General features: G+C 69.5%; 16 protein-coding genes. 6 read left to right on the top strand and 10 right to left on the bottom strand.

What is annotated here, in order from left to right:
- The first annotated feature begins 175 nt into the window (after positions 1 to 175).
- The 3 genes from M1L36_RS12145 (at position 176) to M1L36_RS12135 (ending at position 1,968) form a co-directional block, all read left to right on the top strand.
- Positions 176 to 748, top strand: a complete 573-nt coding sequence (locus tag M1L36_RS12145; protein ID WP_250873998.1) for a GNAT family N-acetyltransferase — start codon at positions 176 to 178, stop codon at positions 746 to 748.
- Between the two features lie 89 nt (positions 749 to 837).
- Complete coding sequence (locus tag M1L36_RS12140) at positions 838 to 1,374, top strand: SCP2 sterol-binding domain-containing protein (protein WP_250873997.1); 537 nt, start codon at positions 838 to 840, stop codon at positions 1,372 to 1,374.
- A 48-nt stretch (positions 1,375 to 1,422) separates the two neighbouring features.
- Positions 1,423 to 1,968: a hypothetical protein gene (locus tag M1L36_RS12135; RefSeq protein ID WP_250873996.1), complete on the top strand. Its 546-nt coding sequence runs from the start codon at positions 1,423 to 1,425 to the stop codon at positions 1,966 to 1,968.
- Positions 1,969 to 2,053: 85 nt separating this feature from the next.
- Here the strand turns inward: M1L36_RS12135 and M1L36_RS12130 are convergent, their stop codons facing one another.
- From M1L36_RS12130 to M1L36_RS12105, 6 genes are all read right to left on the bottom strand, one after another.
- On the bottom strand, positions 2,054 to 2,800 hold the full coding sequence (locus tag M1L36_RS12130; RefSeq protein WP_250873995.1) for a helix-turn-helix domain-containing protein: 747 nt from the start codon (positions 2,798 to 2,800) through the stop codon (positions 2,054 to 2,056).
- 13 nt (positions 2,801 to 2,813) lie between these two features.
- The gene (locus tag M1L36_RS12125) at positions 2,814 to 4,022 is read right to left on the bottom strand and encodes an acyl-CoA dehydrogenase family protein (RefSeq protein WP_250873994.1); all 1,209 of its coding nucleotides are present in this window, start codon (positions 4,020 to 4,022) and stop codon (positions 2,814 to 2,816) included.
- A 1-nt stretch (position 4,023) separates the two neighbouring features.
- Positions 4,024 to 4,593 carry an SCP2 sterol-binding domain-containing protein gene (locus M1L36_RS12120; RefSeq protein WP_250873993.1) on the bottom strand — a complete coding sequence of 190 codons (570 nt, stop codon included), beginning with the start codon at positions 4,591 to 4,593 and terminating at the stop codon, positions 4,024 to 4,026.
- A 186-nt stretch (positions 4,594 to 4,779) separates the two neighbouring features.
- A complete protein-coding gene (locus M1L36_RS12115; protein ID WP_250873992.1) occupies positions 4,780 to 6,489 on the bottom strand; it encodes an AMP-binding protein in 1,710 nt (569 codons plus the stop codon).
- 103 nt (positions 6,490 to 6,592) lie between these two features.
- The gene (locus tag M1L36_RS12110) at positions 6,593 to 7,243 is read right to left on the bottom strand and encodes a helix-turn-helix domain-containing protein (RefSeq protein ID WP_250873991.1); all 651 of its coding nucleotides are present in this window, start codon (positions 7,241 to 7,243) and stop codon (positions 6,593 to 6,595) included.
- Between the two features lie 99 nt (positions 7,244 to 7,342).
- Positions 7,343 to 8,119, bottom strand: coding sequence for an SDR family NAD(P)-dependent oxidoreductase (locus M1L36_RS12105; RefSeq protein WP_250873990.1), 777 nt, complete (start codon positions 8,117 to 8,119; stop codon positions 7,343 to 7,345).
- 154 nt (positions 8,120 to 8,273) lie between these two features.
- On the opposite strand from M1L36_RS12105, the gene M1L36_RS12100 reads away from it, so the two are divergent.
- Positions 8,274 to 9,953 carry an acetate--CoA ligase gene (locus M1L36_RS12100; protein WP_250873989.1) on the top strand — a complete coding sequence of 560 codons (1,680 nt, stop codon included), beginning with the start codon at positions 8,274 to 8,276 and terminating at the stop codon, positions 9,951 to 9,953.
- 13 nt (positions 9,954 to 9,966) lie between these two features.
- Here M1L36_RS12100 and M1L36_RS12095 read toward each other — a convergent pair whose 3' ends face one another.
- The 3 genes from M1L36_RS12095 to M1L36_RS12085 form a co-directional block, all read right to left on the bottom strand.
- Positions 9,967 to 10,329, bottom strand: coding sequence for a hypothetical protein (locus M1L36_RS12095; RefSeq protein WP_250873988.1), 363 nt, complete (start codon positions 10,327 to 10,329; stop codon positions 9,967 to 9,969).
- Positions 10,330 to 10,469: 140 nt separating this feature from the next.
- Entirely contained in the window at positions 10,470 to 10,766 is a 297-nt protein-coding gene (locus tag M1L36_RS12090) for a HalOD1 output domain-containing protein (protein ID WP_250873987.1), read from the bottom strand.
- 92 nt (positions 10,767 to 10,858) lie between these two features.
- A complete protein-coding gene (locus M1L36_RS12085) occupies positions 10,859 to 13,765 on the bottom strand; it encodes a bacterio-opsin activator domain-containing protein (protein WP_250873986.1) in 2,907 nt (968 codons plus the stop codon).
- Positions 13,766 to 13,954: 189 nt separating this feature from the next.
- Between M1L36_RS12085 and M1L36_RS21390 the strand changes: the two genes are divergently transcribed.
- Both M1L36_RS21390 and M1L36_RS12080 read left to right on the top strand, forming a co-directional pair.
- Positions 13,955 to 14,083: a hypothetical protein gene (locus M1L36_RS21390; RefSeq protein WP_305794467.1), complete on the top strand. Its 129-nt coding sequence runs from the start codon at positions 13,955 to 13,957 to the stop codon at positions 14,081 to 14,083.
- A 221-nt stretch (positions 14,084 to 14,304) separates the two neighbouring features.
- Positions 14,305 to 15,030 carry a competence/damage-inducible protein A gene (locus tag M1L36_RS12080; protein WP_250873985.1) on the top strand — a complete coding sequence of 242 codons (726 nt, stop codon included), beginning with the start codon at positions 14,305 to 14,307 and terminating at the stop codon, positions 15,028 to 15,030.
- Positions 15,031 to 15,078: 48 nt separating this feature from the next.
- Here M1L36_RS12080 and M1L36_RS12075 read toward each other — a convergent pair whose 3' ends face one another.
- On the bottom strand, positions 15,079 to 16,401 hold the full coding sequence (locus tag M1L36_RS12075) for a site-2 protease family protein (RefSeq protein ID WP_250873984.1): 1,323 nt from the start codon (positions 16,399 to 16,401) through the stop codon (positions 15,079 to 15,081).
- Between the last annotated feature and the right edge of the window lie 58 nt (positions 16,402 to 16,459).

Genomic DNA, 16,459 nt, shown 5'->3' with positions numbered 1-16,459 from the left:
ATCGCTCGGAGAACCGCCACAGGTGGCGATATCGGGGCTTCGACCCGTTTCCGATACCGGTTTCCGATTCTCCGAGCGGTCGCTCGCGGCCCGGGGCCTTCGTTCTCTCTTTCGGGACGCTCACGTCTCGCCGACACAACGAACGGTTAACTCGAATCGTGTGGTACACGACGGCATGACCGTTCGACGGGCGACCGGCGACGACATCGAGGCCATCCGCGAGGTGGCGAAGCGGTCGTGGACGACCGACTACCCCGACATCCTGACCCGCGAGACCGCCGAGACGGCGGTTACCGACTGGTACACCGCCGAGGGCATCGCCGCGGAGCTCAGAGACAGTCGGACCCTCGTGCTCGTCGCCGAGGGCGAAGACGGGGGAGACGGCGAGGGTGGTGAGGGAGAGAACGAGGCGGGCGACGAGAGTAGCGTCGTCGGGTTCGCCCACGCGACGTGGACCGACACCGACCACGAGGGCTACATCCTGCGACTGTACGTCGACCCCGACCACCGCCGGGAGAACCTGGGCCGCGACCTGCTCGACCGGACCGTCGACGCCCTCGCCGACGCGGGTGTCGACCGGGTCAACGCGATGGTACTCTCGGCGAACGAACCCGGCCGCGGCTTCTACGAGCACTTCGGGTTCGAACGCGTCGACGAACAGCCGACCACCATCGGCGGCGAGTCGTACCCCGAGACCCGGTACGTCCTCGAAGACGTCCGGGACACGTCGTCGCCGTCCCGTTCGTGAGCGGGCGTCGCCCGTGCCTCTTAAACGACCTCTTATGACCCGGGGTAGGTTGATAGCCGTCTGCGTGACATTGTATGTCGTGAACGATAATGTCGAACGTTGAGTACGACCCCGACCCGTTGCTGTTCCCGAGCCAGGCGTGGTTCGAAGCCTACGAGGAGGCCATCAACGACGACGAGGCGTACCGCGAGGCGAGTGAGGGCTGGGGCGTCGACTTCGAGGGGGACTTCCTCTTCGAGATGACGGAGATGCCCGTCGAGGAGATGGACACCGCCGCGATGCCCGAGTACCTCCGCGAGGAACTCGACGAGTACGTCACGCCCGAGGAGGGGAAGGGCCACGTCGGGCGCGCCTACCTCGGTCTCGAAGACGGTCGCTGTACCGGCGCGCGACTCGTCGAACCCGACAGCGTCGACCCCGGCTTCCGACTGACGGCTCCCACCGAGACCTGGAAGGCGCTGTTGGACCAGGAGATCGGCATCATCGACGGGATGATGAGCGGGAAGTTCCAGCTCGACGGGGACATGCAGAAGGTGTTGCAGTACTCCCAGGCGGCGGTCAGGCTGACCGACATCGCCGGCGAGATAGACGCCGCGTTCGCCGACGAACGGTACGATGGCGGCTGAACCACGGCGCTCGGGCCGGCTCTCGACCCCACGTGCCGGAGGTGCGCGATGCGGCTGACGGTGCCGTCGGTCGGTGAGGGACGTATCGACCTCGACACGGGCGAGGTCGGGATGCTCGCCGCGGGCGGCTTCCTGGGGGCGGCGCTGGCCGGGACGACGATGCAGATATTCGACCAGGTCGCGATGCTCCTGACCGGGTCGCTCGTCGGTCTGGGGTCGGTCGGCGGCGGCTGGCTCGCGACGCTCGTCTTCGGCGTCGTCCTGGCGGTGCCGTTCGGCGCGGTCGTCTCCGGCTCCATCAACGGGTTCGTCAACCGCGTCATCGTACTATCGAGCCAGTCCGACGCGCTCCAGCGGGTGCTCGTCCCGTTGCTGAACCGCTCGGCGCTCGCGGTGACGACCAGCGCGCTCGGTGCCGGCTACGGTCTCGTCGTCGGCGTCGGCGTCTACCTGGTCGCCGCCCCGGTGTGGGCGACGCTCGCCGGGTCGGTCGCCGTCGCCTCGCTCGTCGTCCCGTGTCTCGTCGGTGTCGTCGCGAGCGTCGTCTACGGCGCGACCCTCGGGGTCGTCTACGGTCTGTTGCTCGAAGCCTGAACGACCCGACTCCACTCTCCTCGCCGACTCGTCGGTCGCTCGTCGACTCGTCTTTTCACCACCAGTTCTCTCACGATTCGTTCACTCACGAACCGCTCTCGAACAGTCGGGTGACGATGTGACGTTCGGCCTTCTGGAGGTGTTTCCCGACCGTCGACGCCGAGCAGTCGAGTCTCGCCGCGACGTCCGCACGGTCGCCGGACTTGGGGACGTCGTAGTAGCCGACGTCGACGGCCGCTTCGAGCGTCTCGCGTTGGCGGTCGGTCAGCCCCGCCAGCAGCCCGTCGTCGGTCTCGACGGCCGCGAACGGGACGTGGCGCTCGACGGTCCACTCGACGTTCGAGGGGAGGTCGCCGAGCGCACCGCGCAGCGCCGCGGCGGTCCCGACGAGCGTCACTCGCAGTCCCTCGTCGGTGAACGCGAACGGCGTCTCCACGAGCAGGCGGTACGCCGAGAGCAGTTCGACGAGGGTCCCCGCCGGCTCGCCGGAGTCGACGTGGAGATAGAGGACGGTGCTCCCGTCGTGGTCCGCGACGACCTCGTAGCCGAGGACGTCCGACCGACGGTCGAGCGGGCCGTCGAGGACGCTCGGGTCGCCGGAGAGGCGATAGCCGAGCAGCCCCGTCCCGTCGACGAAGGCGTCGGCGTACCACACCGACTCGCGCGAGACGTCGCGCAGGCCCGCCAGCATCGCGTCGACGGGGTGGAGCGCGTCGCCGGGCAGCCGGAGCGTGAGCGTCACCGCCCGAATCCGGTCGTTCCGTACCAGTGGCTCCTCGCCGGTCGGGCGAGGGCCGTTCGTCCGGTCGGTGTCGTCGACGTCTCGGCTCACGGGTGTGGGTGACCTACGTGTACGCGCTCAGGTCGGTCAACTCCTTGCCGACGATGAGCTTCTGGATTTCGGTCGTGCCGTCCGGGATGGGCATCACCCGCGCGTCCCGGAAGTAGCGTTCCAGTCGGTTGTCGGTCTTCAGTCCCTCGCCGCCGAACACCTGGATGGCGTTGGAGGTGACGTCGACGCACGTCTCGCTGGTGTAACCCTTCGCCATCGAAGAGAGCAGGCGGGCGTCTTCCGACCCGGTCTCCAGCGACTCGGCGGCCCGCCGTGCGAGCTGTCGGGAGGTCTCCAGGCCGACGCGCATGTCGTACAGCGTCTCCTGGACGAGCTGGTGGCCCCCGATGGGCGAGCCGAACGTCTCGCGGTCGGTGGCGTGGGCGAGCGCCTCGTCGAACGCCGCCTGCATGATGCCGACGGCCATGAACGCCATCCCCGTCCGCATGAACGAGAACGTCGCGTTGAGCGGCTTCTGCTCGAAGAACAGCTGGGTGACGCTCTCGGGGAACGGGACGATGTCGTTCATGTCGTTGCCCGCGCCGATGGCGTTGCTGAACATCGTCGAGAGGCGGTTGTCCGCGGGGACGCGCACCTCGTCGAACGTGATGCGGGCGTTCGAGACGCCCTTCCAGCCGAGCTTCTCCAGTTCCTCGGTCTCGAAGCTGGCGTTCTCCCGGTCGACGAGGAACATGTCCTGTGCGCCCGCCGACTCGTCTTCCGCGACGACGAGCACCACGTCGGCGTAGTGAGCGTTGCCGACCCACGTCTTCTGGCCGTTCAGGACGAACTCCTCGCCCTCCTTGCGGGCCGTGGTCCGGGGTCGGGCGGTGTCGCTCCCGCCGCTCGGTTCGGTCACCGCGAGACTGCCCAGACACTCCCCGCGTTCGAGCTTCGGGAGCATCGCCTCGCGGGTCTCGCTGGAGGCGAACCGGACGAACACCGACGGGAACGACATCATCAGGCCGACGTTGAGGCTCGGCCAGACGCGACTGACCTCCTCGGCGGTGATGACGAACCGCCAGACGTCGCCGAAGAACTGCGGGGCGGTCTCGGGGTCGAACCCGATACCCAGCTCCCGGAGGTCCCGGATAAACGTCAGCAGCGTCTCGCGGTCGAGCGGCCCGTTCTCGTCGAGGTCGTCGACGACGGGGTCGACCTCGCTGTCGAGGTACTGGCGGAGGTCGTCGCGGAACGCCTCCTGTTCGGCGGTCAGGCGCATCTCACTGGGGCGTCGCCGCCTTCTCCGAGAGCGAGTTCATGATGGGCGCGAGTCGCGTCCCCTTGTGGACGGGACCGTCCATCTCGTACTTCTGCTGCATGAACCCCTGGATGGGGTCCACGCCGCCCGTGATGAGGCCGACGAGCGTGTCCGCCGGCCCGGTGATGGTGAGGTCCGAGTCGTCGAGGTGGCCCGAGCCGCCGGTCACCGTCCCCGCGTCCGCGTCGGTCCGGAGGTGGCCGGTCATCGGGCAGTCGTCGGCCTCGAAGTTCACCGAGATGTCCTCGGTGATCTGCTCGCTGACCTCGTCGTCGTTCTCCGCGAGCACGCGGACCCCCGCCCAGAGCAGCTCCTGGAACTGGTCTGCGGTCTCGGGGTTCTCCGAGACGAACTCCGCGATGTCCATCTCCTGCATCCGGCCGAGCAGTCGCGAGACGAGCGCGGGGTGCTCGCGGACGAGTTCGTCGGCCTGCCCGTCGATGTCGTCGAGCAGTTCGGGGAGGTCCTCCTCCAGCTGGTCGTCGTCTTTCTCGAACGATGCCTCGATTCGGCGTGCGAGTTCGTCGGTCATGGTTCGTGGTGGCCGGTCGCCGGGCGACCGGTCTCGACCCATCGTACGGCCGTCTCCCGCTTCGGTCCGTTCCGTCGGATGGGAGGTCGTTTATAAGTACTGCCGCGAGCGCCCCGTTCGACGCGACTCCCGCCCACGTTCGTTCCGCTCCCGTGCTCGCTCGCACTCGCCCACGGTCACACGTCGCTACTCGTCGGCCCAGCGCGCGCGCAGCGCCTCCTTGTCGGTCTTGCCGATGTCGGTCAGCGGCACCGTCTCGACCACCTCGACGGCGGTGGGCATCGCGTGGTGGGGAATCTCGCCGTCGAGGTACGTCTCGACGGCTCCTGGGTCGAGGTCCTCGTCGCGTTCCGGTTCGACGTAGACGACGACGCGTTCGCTGCCCGGTCGGTCGGGGTCGGGAACGCCGATAGTCGCCGCCCGGCGGACCGCCGGCATCTCCTGGAGCACGTCGTCGACCTCCTCGGTGTACACCTTCAGTCCTGAGACGTTGACCATGTCCTTCACCCGGTCGACGACGTAGAACCGGCCTCTGGAGTCGACCTTCGCGACGTCGCCGGTGGCGACGAAGCCGTCCTCGTCGAACGGGTCGTCGGCGTCGAGGTAGCCCGCCATCCGCTGAGGGCCGTTCAGCCACAACTCGCCCGTGCGCTCCTCGTCGACGGCCACCGAGAGGGGTATCTCCTCGCCGGTGTCGACGTCGACGAGTTTGACCTCGGTGTCGGGGACGGGGACGCCGATGGTCGGGTGGTCGAACCCCTCGTCGTCGGCCGCCCGGCCCGACAGCGCCTCCTGCAACCCCGCGACGTTGAAGTGCGTGATGGGCGACAGCTCCGAGAGTCCGTAGCCCTGCGAGAGGCCGCCGCCGCGCTCGCCGAACCGCGAGCGCGTCTCGGAGGCCAGCGGCGCGGACCCGGAGATGCCGACGACGTTCTGGTTGAGTTCCTCGTCGACCAGCTCCATGAACTGGGTGGGGACGCCGAGGACGACCATCGGTTCGTGCTCGCGGATGCCCGCCGCGAGGTGGTCGGTCGCCCGCGCGTCCGGGACGAGCACGAGGTCGAGACCGAGTTCGACGAGGCTGTTGGTCACCGAGTAGCCGTAGGCGTGGTACATCGGCAGCGCCATCACGGCCGCGGCCTGCCCGCGCATCAGGTCGGTGAGTCGCGACTGGGCGGCGGTCGCCTGCAACGCGTTGGCGACGAGGTTGCGGTGGGTGAGCCGACAGCCCTTCGGCCGGCCCGTCGTCCCGCCGGTGAACAGGAGTGTGTGGACGTCATCGGCCGGCGAGAACGACACGTCGGGCGGGTCGGCGTCGTGGGCGGCGACGAGGTCGGTGAACCACTCGACGCCGTCCTCGCCGCCGTGTGTCGTCGCGTCGCTCCCCTCGTCGTGGTCCGGTGGTCGCCCGTCGTTCGCCGCCGAGTAGTCGTCGAGGCTCGTGAGGACGAGCGTGTCGAGGTCCAGTTCAGCGCGCAACGTCTCCAGCAGGTCGCGGTGTTCGTCGTGGCCCACGAGCACGTCGGGGTCCCCCGTCTCCAGGCGGTAGACGAGGTCGTCGGTCGCGTCGAGGAAGTCGTTCGGGATGTGGGTCGCGCCCACTCGCGAGACGGCGTTCGTCGTCACGACGAACTGGACGGACGTCGGGAGGACCGTCGCGACGCGGTCGCCCGGACCGACGCCGCGGGCGGCCAGCGCCGTCGCGAACCGCTCGACCTCCTCGACCAGTTCGGGGTACGACAGCTTCCGGCCGCGCTGGACGACCCCCTGGTCGGGGAACCGCTCGGCGGCGTCGTACAGGAACTGGTGGACGGGGGCGTCGGGGTACGGTTCGAGGCTCTCGGGCACCCCGTACCGCTCGTACTCCGTCAGCCACGGTCGCTCGATGTCGCTCATGTGTCACTCCGTACCGAACACGCCCCCAAGGCGGTTCGTCCGGGCATTCGAGGCAGTTTATGTTGGGGGTCGTCTCCGCGGTCCACACGCGGTCGACGCGCGTTCAGCGCGGCGTGATGGCCGAGAACACCGTCGCCTCTATCTTCCGCAGGTGCTCGCCGACGGTGCCGCCGCTGAGGTCGAGTTCGGCCGCGACGTCCTCGTGGGTCGCCTCGCGAGGCACCTGGTAGTACCCCACCCGAAGGGCCGCCTGCAGGGTCTCCTGCTGGCGCGGAGTGAGCTGTGAGTACAGCCGTTCGGCCTCGGGTTCGTAGTCCCCGAGCCGTTCGAGCTTCAGCGAGATGTCGTCGGGGACCTTCGGGAGTATCTCGCGGATGGTCTCCTCGGTGCCGATGACGAGCACGCGCAGACCGCCGCGGTCGGTGTACTCGATGGGCGTGTCGAGGATGAGGCGGTGGTGCTGGAACAGCGAGAGCAGGCGTGCGACCGTCTCGGTCGGTTCGAAGTGCGCGTACAGGGTGACGTGGTCCGGTCCCTCCGCGAGGTGGTACTCGTGGACGTCCGGGGAGTCACAGATGTCGTGGATGCGCTCGACGCTCCCCGACAGTCGGTACATCGTCATCGCCGTCCCGTCGCCCAGCAGGTTGACGTTGTGCAGCAGTTCGCGCGTGACCTCGGGGTCGCGCGCGAACGCCGCGTCGATGGGGTGAATCCCGTCGCCCGCCGGGATGACGACCGCCCTGAAGTAACGCATGTGACAGCTACGTGCGGGGTGGCGACTATAGCCGCTTCTCTACCGGTCGGATTCCGGAGGTGTTCGTCGGTGCGTTCGCGGGCGGTCGCTCCGCCCGCTTCAGAAGCTGAACAGGTCGATACCGCCGGTGACGCCGACGACCTGTCCGGTGATGTAGCTCGACTGCTCGCTGGCGAGGTACGCCACGAGGTTCGCCACGTCCGCCTCCGTCCCCAACTCGCGCATCGGGGTGGCCTTCGCGATACGGGCGAAGTGCTCGTCGACCTGTTCGAGTTGGTCGACCGGCAGGTCCGCGAGCGCGCCCACCACGATGCTCGGGGCGACGACGTTCGAGGTGACGCCGTGTTGGGCACCTTCGAGTGCGAGGGTCTTGCCGAAGCCGACGAGCGCGGCTTTCGTCGCGGAGTACGACGCCTGGCCGAACCCGCCCTGCCACCCCGCCATCGAGGACATGTTGATGATTCGCCCCCAGCCGCGTTCGCACATCGCCGGGAACACCTGTCGAGTGACGTTGTACGTCCCGGTGAGGTTGACGGCGATGTCGCGGTCCCAGACGTCGTCGTCGTAGTCTTCCATCCGCGAGCGGGCGTCGACCATCCCCGCGTTGTTCACCAGCACGTCCACCCCGCCCGTCTCCTCGCGGACCGCCGTTATCGTGTCGGCGACGGCCTCGCGGTCGGTGAGGTCACAGACGACGGTGTGGGCGGTGCCGCCGTCGTCCTCGACGTCGCCGGCGACCGACTCGGCCTGGTCCTCGGCGACGTCGAGGACGACGACCTCCGCGCCCTCGGCCGCCAGCACCGCACAGTCCTCGCTCCCGATTCGACCGCCGCCACCCGTGACGAGCGCCGTCTTCCCGTCGAGTCCGAAGTCCATCTCGACCGGTGGAGACGGCGCGGACGCACAAGGCGGTTGGACGCCGGATGCGAGGCGGTTCAAGTGTCGAGGCCGCGACGCCCCGCGAGAGAGCCGTCCCGTCGGGGCTGTCGCCACCCGAACCACCAAGTTCGGACCGTTCGAACGGGGTGCCATGCCGTGGCACGTGCTGCCCGACTACGACACGTACGAGCGTGCCCGAACCGAGTTCGAGTGGGCGCTCCCCGAGACGTTCAACCCGGCGGTCGACTGCCTCCGGAAACACGAGTCGCCCGGCCCGAGCGACCGCGTCGCGCTCCTCGACGCCGCGACGGGCGAACGGTTCACCTACCGCGATATCGACGACGCGTCGGGCCGCCTCGCGAACGCACTCGCCGCACGCGGCGTCGAACCGGGCGACCGCGTCGGCGTCGTCGCCCCACAGCGGCCCGAGACGCCTATCGCCCACATGGCCTGCTGGAAGCTCGGAGCGGTGACGGTACCGCTGACGACGCTGTTCGGCCAGGACGCGCTCGCCTACCGTCTCGACGACGCCGAGGCACGGGCGGTCGTCTTCGACCCGAGCGTCCGCGCAGCGCTCGCCGCCGCCAGCACGGAGTGTCCCGCGCTGGAGACCGCCGTCGCCCTCGACGAGCACCCGTTGTTCGCCGGCGAGCACGACCGCGGCGACGCGACGGAACCGCTCGACTGTGACGTCCTCGCGTACGACCGCGTCGTCGCCGACCACGACCCGGAGTACGCCCCTTACGAGTCGACGCCGGCGACGGACTCCGCCATCATGTACACCTCGGGGTCGACGGGACCGCCGAAGGGCGTGCGCCACCGCCACGCCGTCTGGCTGGGGCGAGCGGCGGCCGCCCACACGTTCTTCGACGGCGGCCTCGGCGCGAACGCGGTCTGCTGGACACCCGCCGACTGGGCGTGGGGGTCCGCGCTGGGCGGTCTCCTGCTCGGGACGTGGCACTACGGCGGCACCGTCGTCGCCGCGCCGATGGCGGGGTTCGACCCGAGCGCGGCGTTCGACGTGCTCGACCGGTTCGGCGTGACCCACGCGCTGATTCCGCCGACCGCGCTCCGGATGCTGATGAGCGAGACCCCGCCCGCCGACCTCGCGCTGGAGACGGTCGCCTCGGCGGGCGAACCGCTCACCCCCGAGATTCTGGACTGGGCGGCCGAGGCGCTCGACGACGTGGCTATCGACGAGTACTACGGCCAGACCGAACTCAACCTCGTCGTCGCCAACGCCGCGCGCTGGTTCGACGTCCGCCCCGGGAGCATGGGCAAGGCGCTCCCGGGCTACGACCTGGCGGTGCTCGACCCCGAGACACGCGAGGAACTGCCTCCCGGCGAACTCGGCGAACTCGCCGTCCGCCCCCACGACGAGCGGGTGTTCTTCGCGGAGTACTGGAACCGTCCGGAGGCGACCGCCGCCAAGCGCCACGACGGCTGGTACCTCACCGACGACCTCGTCACGCGCGACGCGGACGGCTACGTCTGGTTCGAGTCCCGTGCGGACGACGTCATCATCACCGCGGGCTACCGCGTCGGGCCGCTGGAGGTCGAGCAGGTGTTGCTCGACCACCCCGCGGTCGAGCAGGTCGGGGTCGTCGGCGTCCCGGACGACACTCGCGGCGAGCGCATCAAGGCGTTCGTCGAACTCGTCCCCGGCGCGACGGGCGACGACGACCTCAGAGAAGAACTCCAGCAGCGCGCCCGCGAGCGTCTCGCGGCCTACGAGTACCCCCGCGAGGTCGCGTTCGTCGCCGACCTGCCCAAGACCTCCTCGGGGAAGATTCGCCGGGTCGACCTGCGTGACCGCGAGCAGACCGAGTGAGCGGCGACCCCGACTACCCGTCGCCCGCTCGCTGTCCAGCGCCGTGCCCCTGCTCGTCGCTCGCGGTCCGGCCGTCGCCCGCGGTCTGTCCGTCGTCGATGCGCTCGGGCGAGCGGCCCGCCTGCTCGTCGGCACTCGGCGCTTCCGTCTCGGAGACCAGTTTCATCGCGCGTCGCTCGACCGGTGTCTCGCCCCCCGGTGGCCCGTCGGTGGCGAGTCTGGTGAGGTAGGTGACCGAGTAGACGTCGACGTTGTGGTCTTCGCCCTCCCGGCGCTTGTGGTGGCCCATCCAGTCGAGCGCCGGGTCGAGGGCGTCGACCGCTCGCTCGAACTCGCAGGCTCGACAGACCAGCCGGTAGGACTCGTCCGTCGTCATCGGATCACCCGATCGTCGGGGTGGTCGTTCGTCGGTTCACGGTTCCGTTCGCGCGTGTCGTTCGTCTCGGTCCGCTCGGTGGTCATGCTCGGTGTGTTCGGTGGATGTCGTCTCGTGGTCGGTCGCGGTTCGTCCCGTGGTCAGTTGTACGTCGCCGAGTCGTCGGCACCCGCGTCCAGTGGGGAGACGGCGACGCTGCCGTCGTCGCTCACTCGCACCTCGTGGCGCTCGACAGGGAAGGTGACCCACCCGTTGCCCCTGTCCGTCCCCGCCGGCGTCCGAAAGAGGGTGGAGAGCGCGTCGACGTCGACGTAGTCGTGCAGCGGCGGGAGGTCGAGCGGGTCGACGTCACGGGCGGTCGCCAGCGCCTCGACAACGGCGACGACGAGGGACTCGCACGTGAGTCGACCGGTCGTGTCGGCTGCCGAGTCTCGCATCCTCTCGGCCGAGTCACGCCTGCGCCATACGTCGTCAGGATAAGACTATACGGTCCGTCCCCGGTCGGATGCTAGGATGCTAGCATCCGAGGTCAGTCGTCGTCGAAGACGAGGCCGAACAGTTTGCGCTCGCCCGACCGCAGGTGTCGGCTGACGGTCGGTTGTGCGATGTCGAGCATCGCGGCCAACTCCTTCCCGCTGGTCACCCGCGGCCACTCGAAGAAGCCGCTGAAGTACGCCGTCTTCAGCACCTCCGTCTGGCGTTCGGTCAGGCGGTCGCGGTAGTCGGCCTCGAACTCCGCGGAGGTCCGGATGGGCCGGTCGTGTTCGGTTCGCGCCAGCAGCGTCGCCCCCTCGTAAGTCCCGACGAACATCCGGATGAACGACTGGACGTCGCCGCTCCGGGGGAGTTCGACGGTGACGCGCCCGCCGTCGGCGTCGGCCGTCAACGCCGTCGGGTGCGCGCCGTAGGAGACGAGGTCGCCGAGGAAGCTGTCGTCGCTCACCACCGCCTCGTAGCGTCCCGTGTCGCCGTGCTCGGTGAGTAACGAGACGTGCTCGACGATGGGCGAGCGTTCGGCGAACTCGTAGACCGTCGGCGGGTCGACGCCGGCGACGGCGAAGAACACGCGGAACGACCCGTCGCTCTGTTCGACGAGCGTCTCGAAGGTGAACTCGCCGCCGGTCTCGGCGGCGAACCGGACCGACGGGAGTGCCGGGTCGTCGACGGCGAAGGTGAGTTCGACCGCCGAGTCGCTGACGAGCGCCTTCTTGCGCTCGATGGCGTTGAGCGCGTAGCCGACCATCGACCCGAGTTCGCCGAGGACGGCCACCTCCATCTCGTCGAACACGTCCGGTTCGCCGGCGTAGAGGTTCAACACGCCGTACACCGTCTCGCGGTAGACCAGCGGGACGGCGATGCTGGAGCGGAACCCTCGCTGGAGCGCTTCGCTCCGCCAGGGTTCGAACGGGGGGTCGGTGTGGAGGTCGTTCTGAACGGCCGGGTCGTGGGTACGGAGTGCGACCCCGGTCGGGGCGTGTCCGTTCGGTCCCTCGTCGGCGGTGACGGTCACCGCGTCGAGGTACCCCGCGTCGCGACCCGCGCTCGCCCGCGGGACGACCTCGTCGCCGACTGCCTGGCGCTCGCCGACCCACGCGAAGGTGTAGGGCTCGACGCTCGCGAGCTCCTCACACAGCGCGGTCTCGACCGCCTCGCGGGTCGATGCCTGCGTCAGCTTTCGAGTCAGTCGCCGGATGACGCCGTTGAGTCGGTTGATGCGTTCGAGCGACTCGTTGTGCTCCTGGAGGCGTGCACGCTCGCTCCGGAGTTCCCGTTCGCGGTCGACACGGTCGAGCGAGGCGAGCGCGTTCGCCGCGAGGATACGGGCGACCTTCACCTCCGTCTCGGTGAACGCGCCGGCCGTCGACGCTCCGGCGACGAACACGCCGTGGCTCCCCAACGGGAGGACGATGGCGCTTCCGAGCGGCGTCTCGCCGACGTCGGCCGCCCCGTCGAGGTCGGCGACGACTCGGGCCTCGTTCTCGGCGTACACCTGCCAGGGGAGGTCCCACTCGTCGGTGAACAGCGGGTCGGTGCCCACGAGCGCCTCCAACTCGTCGGTCCGCGGTCCCGACGCCAGTCGGCCGGTCGTCTCGTCGTAGTACTCGACGGTCGCCAGCGGGAGGCCGAGGACCTCCCGTCCGCCCTCGACGACCACGTCGGCGACCTCCGCGCGAGTCTCGGCGACGGTCAGCGCCTGGCCGACCTCGTTGAGTCGCGCGAGCCGGTCCTCGCGGCGCTGGCGGTCGGAGACGTCGCGGACGACGCCCGCCCGCCCCGTGGTGTCGTCGTCGAGTTCGAACAGCGAGATGCGCGCCTCGATGGGTACCCGTTCGCCGTCGACGGTCGCGAGCCACGTCTCGAGCGTCGCCTCCTCGACGTCGTCGTCGAGAATCCGGCGCTGGAGGTCCGCGGCCTCGGCGGTGGCGTGCTCGCCGACGACCTCGTCGGCCGGCCGACCGAGGAGCGCCTCGCGGTCGGTGCCCACGAGGTCGGCGTACGCGTCGTTGACGACCACGAACCGCCCGTCCTCGTCGAGCGCGTACAGTCCGTCGCCGACGGTGTTCATCACCGCGTCGTGGAGTCGGAGCCGCCGCTCGCGGCGTTCGCGGTCGGTCACGTCCTGGAAGGTGACCACCGTCGAGCGGGTCGCCCCGTCGTCGGGCAGCGGTGCGCTGGCGACGGAGAGCCGTCGGGTCTCGCCGCCGACCGCGATTCGGAGTTCGCCGTCGACGGTCTCGCCCGCCGCCACCCGTCGAGCGGGTGGGGTCGTGTCGCCCTCGAACGACAGCAGTTCGACGTCGCCGTCGAGCGCCCGTCCGTCGGTCGCCGACCGGCCGTTCGTCTGCTGGCCGTCGTCGTCGGGGAGCAGCGTCGTCACCGGTTCGCCGACGAGTGCCACGGGGTCGTAGCCGAACAGTTCGCTCTCCGCCGAGTTGGCCGAGCGAATCGTCCCCGACTCGTCGACCGTGACGACGGCGTCGGCGGCGGTCTCGGCGAGCGCTGCCATCTGTCGGGCCGGCGTCGGGTCGGCGGTGGCGTCTCGCGCCCGGAGGAACCGCGCGACGTGCCGTTCGACGATGTGGTCGCTCTCCGGGCCGGTGTCCTGGACGACCTCGTCGACGCCGGCGTCGTACGCTCGCTCGACGACCGACGCCGAGGGGTTGGTCGCGAGGAGCAGCGTCCGCGTCCCGGGGTGGTCGTCGCGAATCCGACGCAGGACGTCGAAGCCGTCGCCGTCCGGCAGGTCCGCTCGGGCGACGACGACCGCCGGGCGTTCGCGCTCGACCACCGCGAGTGCCTCGTCGGCAGTGCTGGCGACGTGGCCGTCGAGCACCCCGTCGAGCGTCCGGAGTCTCTGTCGGAGCGTCGTGGACCGCTCGGTCTCGGCACCGGCGAAGAGGAACGCACTCGCGTGGTCCCTCCGGGAGAAAGTCACTACCCACCGTTGTGGGTCGCCACCCTTCGGTCTTCGGGGACGTGACAGCGCACCGACCTTCGGCACCGTACGTGGCCGATATCTTGATACTCTCTCAGTCGGAGCAATCTACGATGGTAGCCGTCGGCGCGTGGTGGCCGCTCAACTGATAGCGGGCACGCACAGGCCCCGGCGACCGAACGTATCACCATGGCACTCAGTGAACCGCTCGTGACGGTCGGGTTGACGTGGCTGTGTATCGCAGCCTACGCCCTGTTGATGTACTACTGGACGGTTGTCCCCCAGTACGAACGGAACGTCGCGTCCACGAACCCCTGACCTCGTCGCCCTGCGCGCCGTCCTCGCCCGATAGCTTGCGTCGGCAGGCCACACGACCACAGGACAGTCTCGCGTCGCGGAGCGTATGCTCGGTGCACTCCGTTCGATACTCCGGTCGGCGATCAGCCTGCTAATCGCGGTCATCACGTTCCCGCTCCGCGCGCTGCGTCGACTGCTGTAGCCGGAGCAAACCTCATCGCCCTGACGCCCCACGATGCGCTATGGACGCCGCTCTGCTCACCGTCGGCGACGAACTGCTGGCCGGTGACATCGAGAACACGAACGCGACGTGGATCGCCCGCCAGCTCGCCGACCGTGGGGTGACGCTCGCGCGCATCGCCGTCGTCCCCGACGAGGTGTCCGTCATCGCCGACTACGTCCGCTCGTTCTCCGACCAGTTCGACGCCGTCGTCGTCACCGGCGGCCTCGGCGGGACGCCCGACGACCTGACGATGGACGGCGTCGCCGCGGCGTTCGACCGCCCGCTCGTCGTGGACGAGGCCGCCGTCGCCGACATCGAGCGGACCGTCGAGGCGGTCCGCGACGAGTACCCCGACCTGGACCTGGACGTCGAGCGCCACGCCTCCATCCCCGAGGGCGCTCGTCCACTCCTGAACACCGACGGCCTCTCGCCGGGGTGTGTCGCCGAGAACGTCTACGTCGTCCCGGGCATCCCTCGCGAGATGAAGGCGATGTTCGCACAGTTCGCCGACGAGTTCGCCGGCGACCGCGTCACCCGCACCCTGGAGACGTCGATGGTCGAAGGCGAGGTGACACCGATGCTCCAGGACGCCCGCGAGGAGCTTCCGGCGGTGTCGCTCGGGTCGTACCCCTCCCGTGGTGCGGAGCACAACCGCATCAAGATAACCGCGGCCGACGAGCGCCACCTCGACGAGGCCGAGGCGTGGCTCCGTGAACACGTCGCCATCGTCGACGAGGAGGAGTGAGCGGGTAGGGAGGGGGAGTGTGGTGTCGAGAGCGACGCCGCTGGCCGGTCAGTACGGCCGGTCGTCGCGGTCGTCGTCGCCGCCGTCGGTCTGACGGCGGTCCGCACCGTCCCGGTCGAACTCCGAGCGCGGCGACTCGGCCGAGGGATCGCGCGGGCGCTCGCCCTCACCGCGGCGGACGACCTGTGCGCCCTGTGACCCGCTGGACTGGATGACGCTGAGCGCCGTCATCAGGTCGGTGCGGGTGACGAGACCGACGAACGGGCCGTGGTCGGTCGTCAGGTCCGCCGTCGTGGGGTCGCCCGCCCCCTCGATGACGAGCAGTCGACCGACGCCGCCGGACTGCATCCGGGTGAGCGCGGCCATCGCGCTCTCGTCGGGGCCGATGGTGACGAGTTCGGTCGTCATCACCTCCTCGACGCGGTAGGCGTCGCGTTCGACCTCCCGGACGTTCTTGGCGTCTTCGAGGGTGACCATCCCGACGATGGCCCCGTCGCGGACGACGGGGTAACCGGTGTGGCGCTCGGTGAACATCCGGTCGAGCAGGTGGGCGACCGAGTCGTCGGCTCGCACCACGTCGACCTCCTCTGCGCGGGTCATCACGTCGCGGACCCGGACGCCGTCGAACGCCGCCTTCATGACGGTCTGCTGGGCCTCCGAGGACGCCCCGATGTAGATGAACAGCGCGACGCCCGCGAGGAAGATGTTCCCGAAGACGAACAGCCCCGCCAACCCGAGGATGATGGCGAACGCCTTGCCGACCTCCGCCGCTATCTGGGTCGCCCGGGCGTAGGTTCGAGTGCGCGCGAGCAGCGCCCGGAGCACCCGGCCGCCGTCCATCGGGAAGCCGGGCAGGAGGTTGAACGCCGCGAGCGCGACGTTCGTCACCGCGAGGTAACCGACGACGAAGACGGCCGCGGCGAGCGCCGGACTCCCGGCCGGGAGCGCGAGCATCCCGGCGAAGAAGGCGACGCCGAGCAGGACGCTGACGATGGGGCCGGCGATGGCGATGGCGAGTTCCTGCTTCCAGTCTTCGGGCATCTCGCCGAGGTTGGCGACGCCGCCGAACAGCCACAGCGTGATGGACTCGATAGGGTAGCCGTAGCGCATCGCGACGACGGAGTGACCCAGTTCGTGGAGGAGCACACTGGCGAACAGTCCCACGGCCGCGACGAACCCGAGGACGAACGGGAACAGCCCCTCGCCGTACGGCCCGAGGTCGATGGCGACGCCCAGCGTCGTGCCCAGCGTCTCGACCCACGTCCCCGTCTGTGCGCCGATGAGGTAGGCGAACAGCGGCAACACCAGCAGGAACGTGAGGTCGAGCTTGATGGGGATGCCGAGGACGCTCCCGATACGGAAGCTTCGCATACACTAACTCGGGTCCGAACGGTAATAAGCAACCGCGCTGGGTGGGGTACGGACCGAC

It is taken from the genome of Halomarina rubra (genome assembly GCF_023699475.1).
Taxonomy (GTDB): domain Archaea; phylum Halobacteriota; class Halobacteria; order Halobacteriales; family Haloarculaceae; genus Halomarina; species Halomarina rubra.
Note: the sequence above shows the minus strand (reverse complement) of the source record. Positions and strands in the feature narration are given on the sequence as shown.

Bases quoted from the DNA above. Each gene is read 5' to 3' on its own strand.
- M1L36_RS12145 (WP_250873998.1), top strand. From the start codon at position 176: ATGACCGTTCGACGGGCGACCGGCGACGACATCGAGGCCATCCGCGAG.
- M1L36_RS12140 (WP_250873997.1), top strand. From the start codon at position 838: ATGTCGAACGTTGAGTACGACCCCGACCCGTTGCTGTTCCCGAGCCAG.
- M1L36_RS12135 (WP_250873996.1), top strand. From the start codon at position 1,423: ATGCGGCTGACGGTGCCGTCGGTCGGTGAGGGACGTATCGACCTCGAC.
- M1L36_RS12125 (WP_250873994.1), bottom strand. From the start codon at position 4,022: ATGCGCCTGACCGCCGAACAGGAGGCGTTCCGCGACGACCTCCGCCAG.
- M1L36_RS12120 (WP_250873993.1), bottom strand. From the start codon at position 4,593: ATGACCGACGAACTCGCACGCCGAATCGAGGCATCGTTCGAGAAAGAC.
- M1L36_RS12115 (WP_250873992.1), bottom strand. From the start codon at position 6,489: ATGAGCGACATCGAGCGACCGTGGCTGACGGAGTACGAGCGGTACGGG.
- M1L36_RS12110 (WP_250873991.1), bottom strand. From the start codon at position 7,243: ATGCGTTACTTCAGGGCGGTCGTCATCCCGGCGGGCGACGGGATTCAC.
- M1L36_RS12105 (WP_250873990.1), bottom strand. From the start codon at position 8,119: ATGGACTTCGGACTCGACGGGAAGACGGCGCTCGTCACGGGTGGCGGC.
- M1L36_RS12100 (WP_250873989.1), top strand. From the start codon at position 8,274: ATGCCGTGGCACGTGCTGCCCGACTACGACACGTACGAGCGTGCCCGA.
- M1L36_RS12095 (WP_250873988.1), bottom strand. From the start codon at position 10,329: ATGACGACGGACGAGTCCTACCGGCTGGTCTGTCGAGCCTGCGAGTTC.
- M1L36_RS12090 (WP_250873987.1), bottom strand. From the start codon at position 10,766: ATGCGAGACTCGGCAGCCGACACGACCGGTCGACTCACGTGCGAGTCC.
- M1L36_RS21390 (WP_305794467.1), top strand. From the start codon at position 13,955: ATGGCACTCAGTGAACCGCTCGTGACGGTCGGGTTGACGTGGCTGTGT.
- M1L36_RS12080 (WP_250873985.1), top strand. From the start codon at position 14,305: ATGGACGCCGCTCTGCTCACCGTCGGCGACGAACTGCTGGCCGGTGAC.
- M1L36_RS12075 (WP_250873984.1), bottom strand. From the start codon at position 16,401: ATGCGAAGCTTCCGTATCGGGAGCGTCCTCGGCATCCCCATCAAGCTC.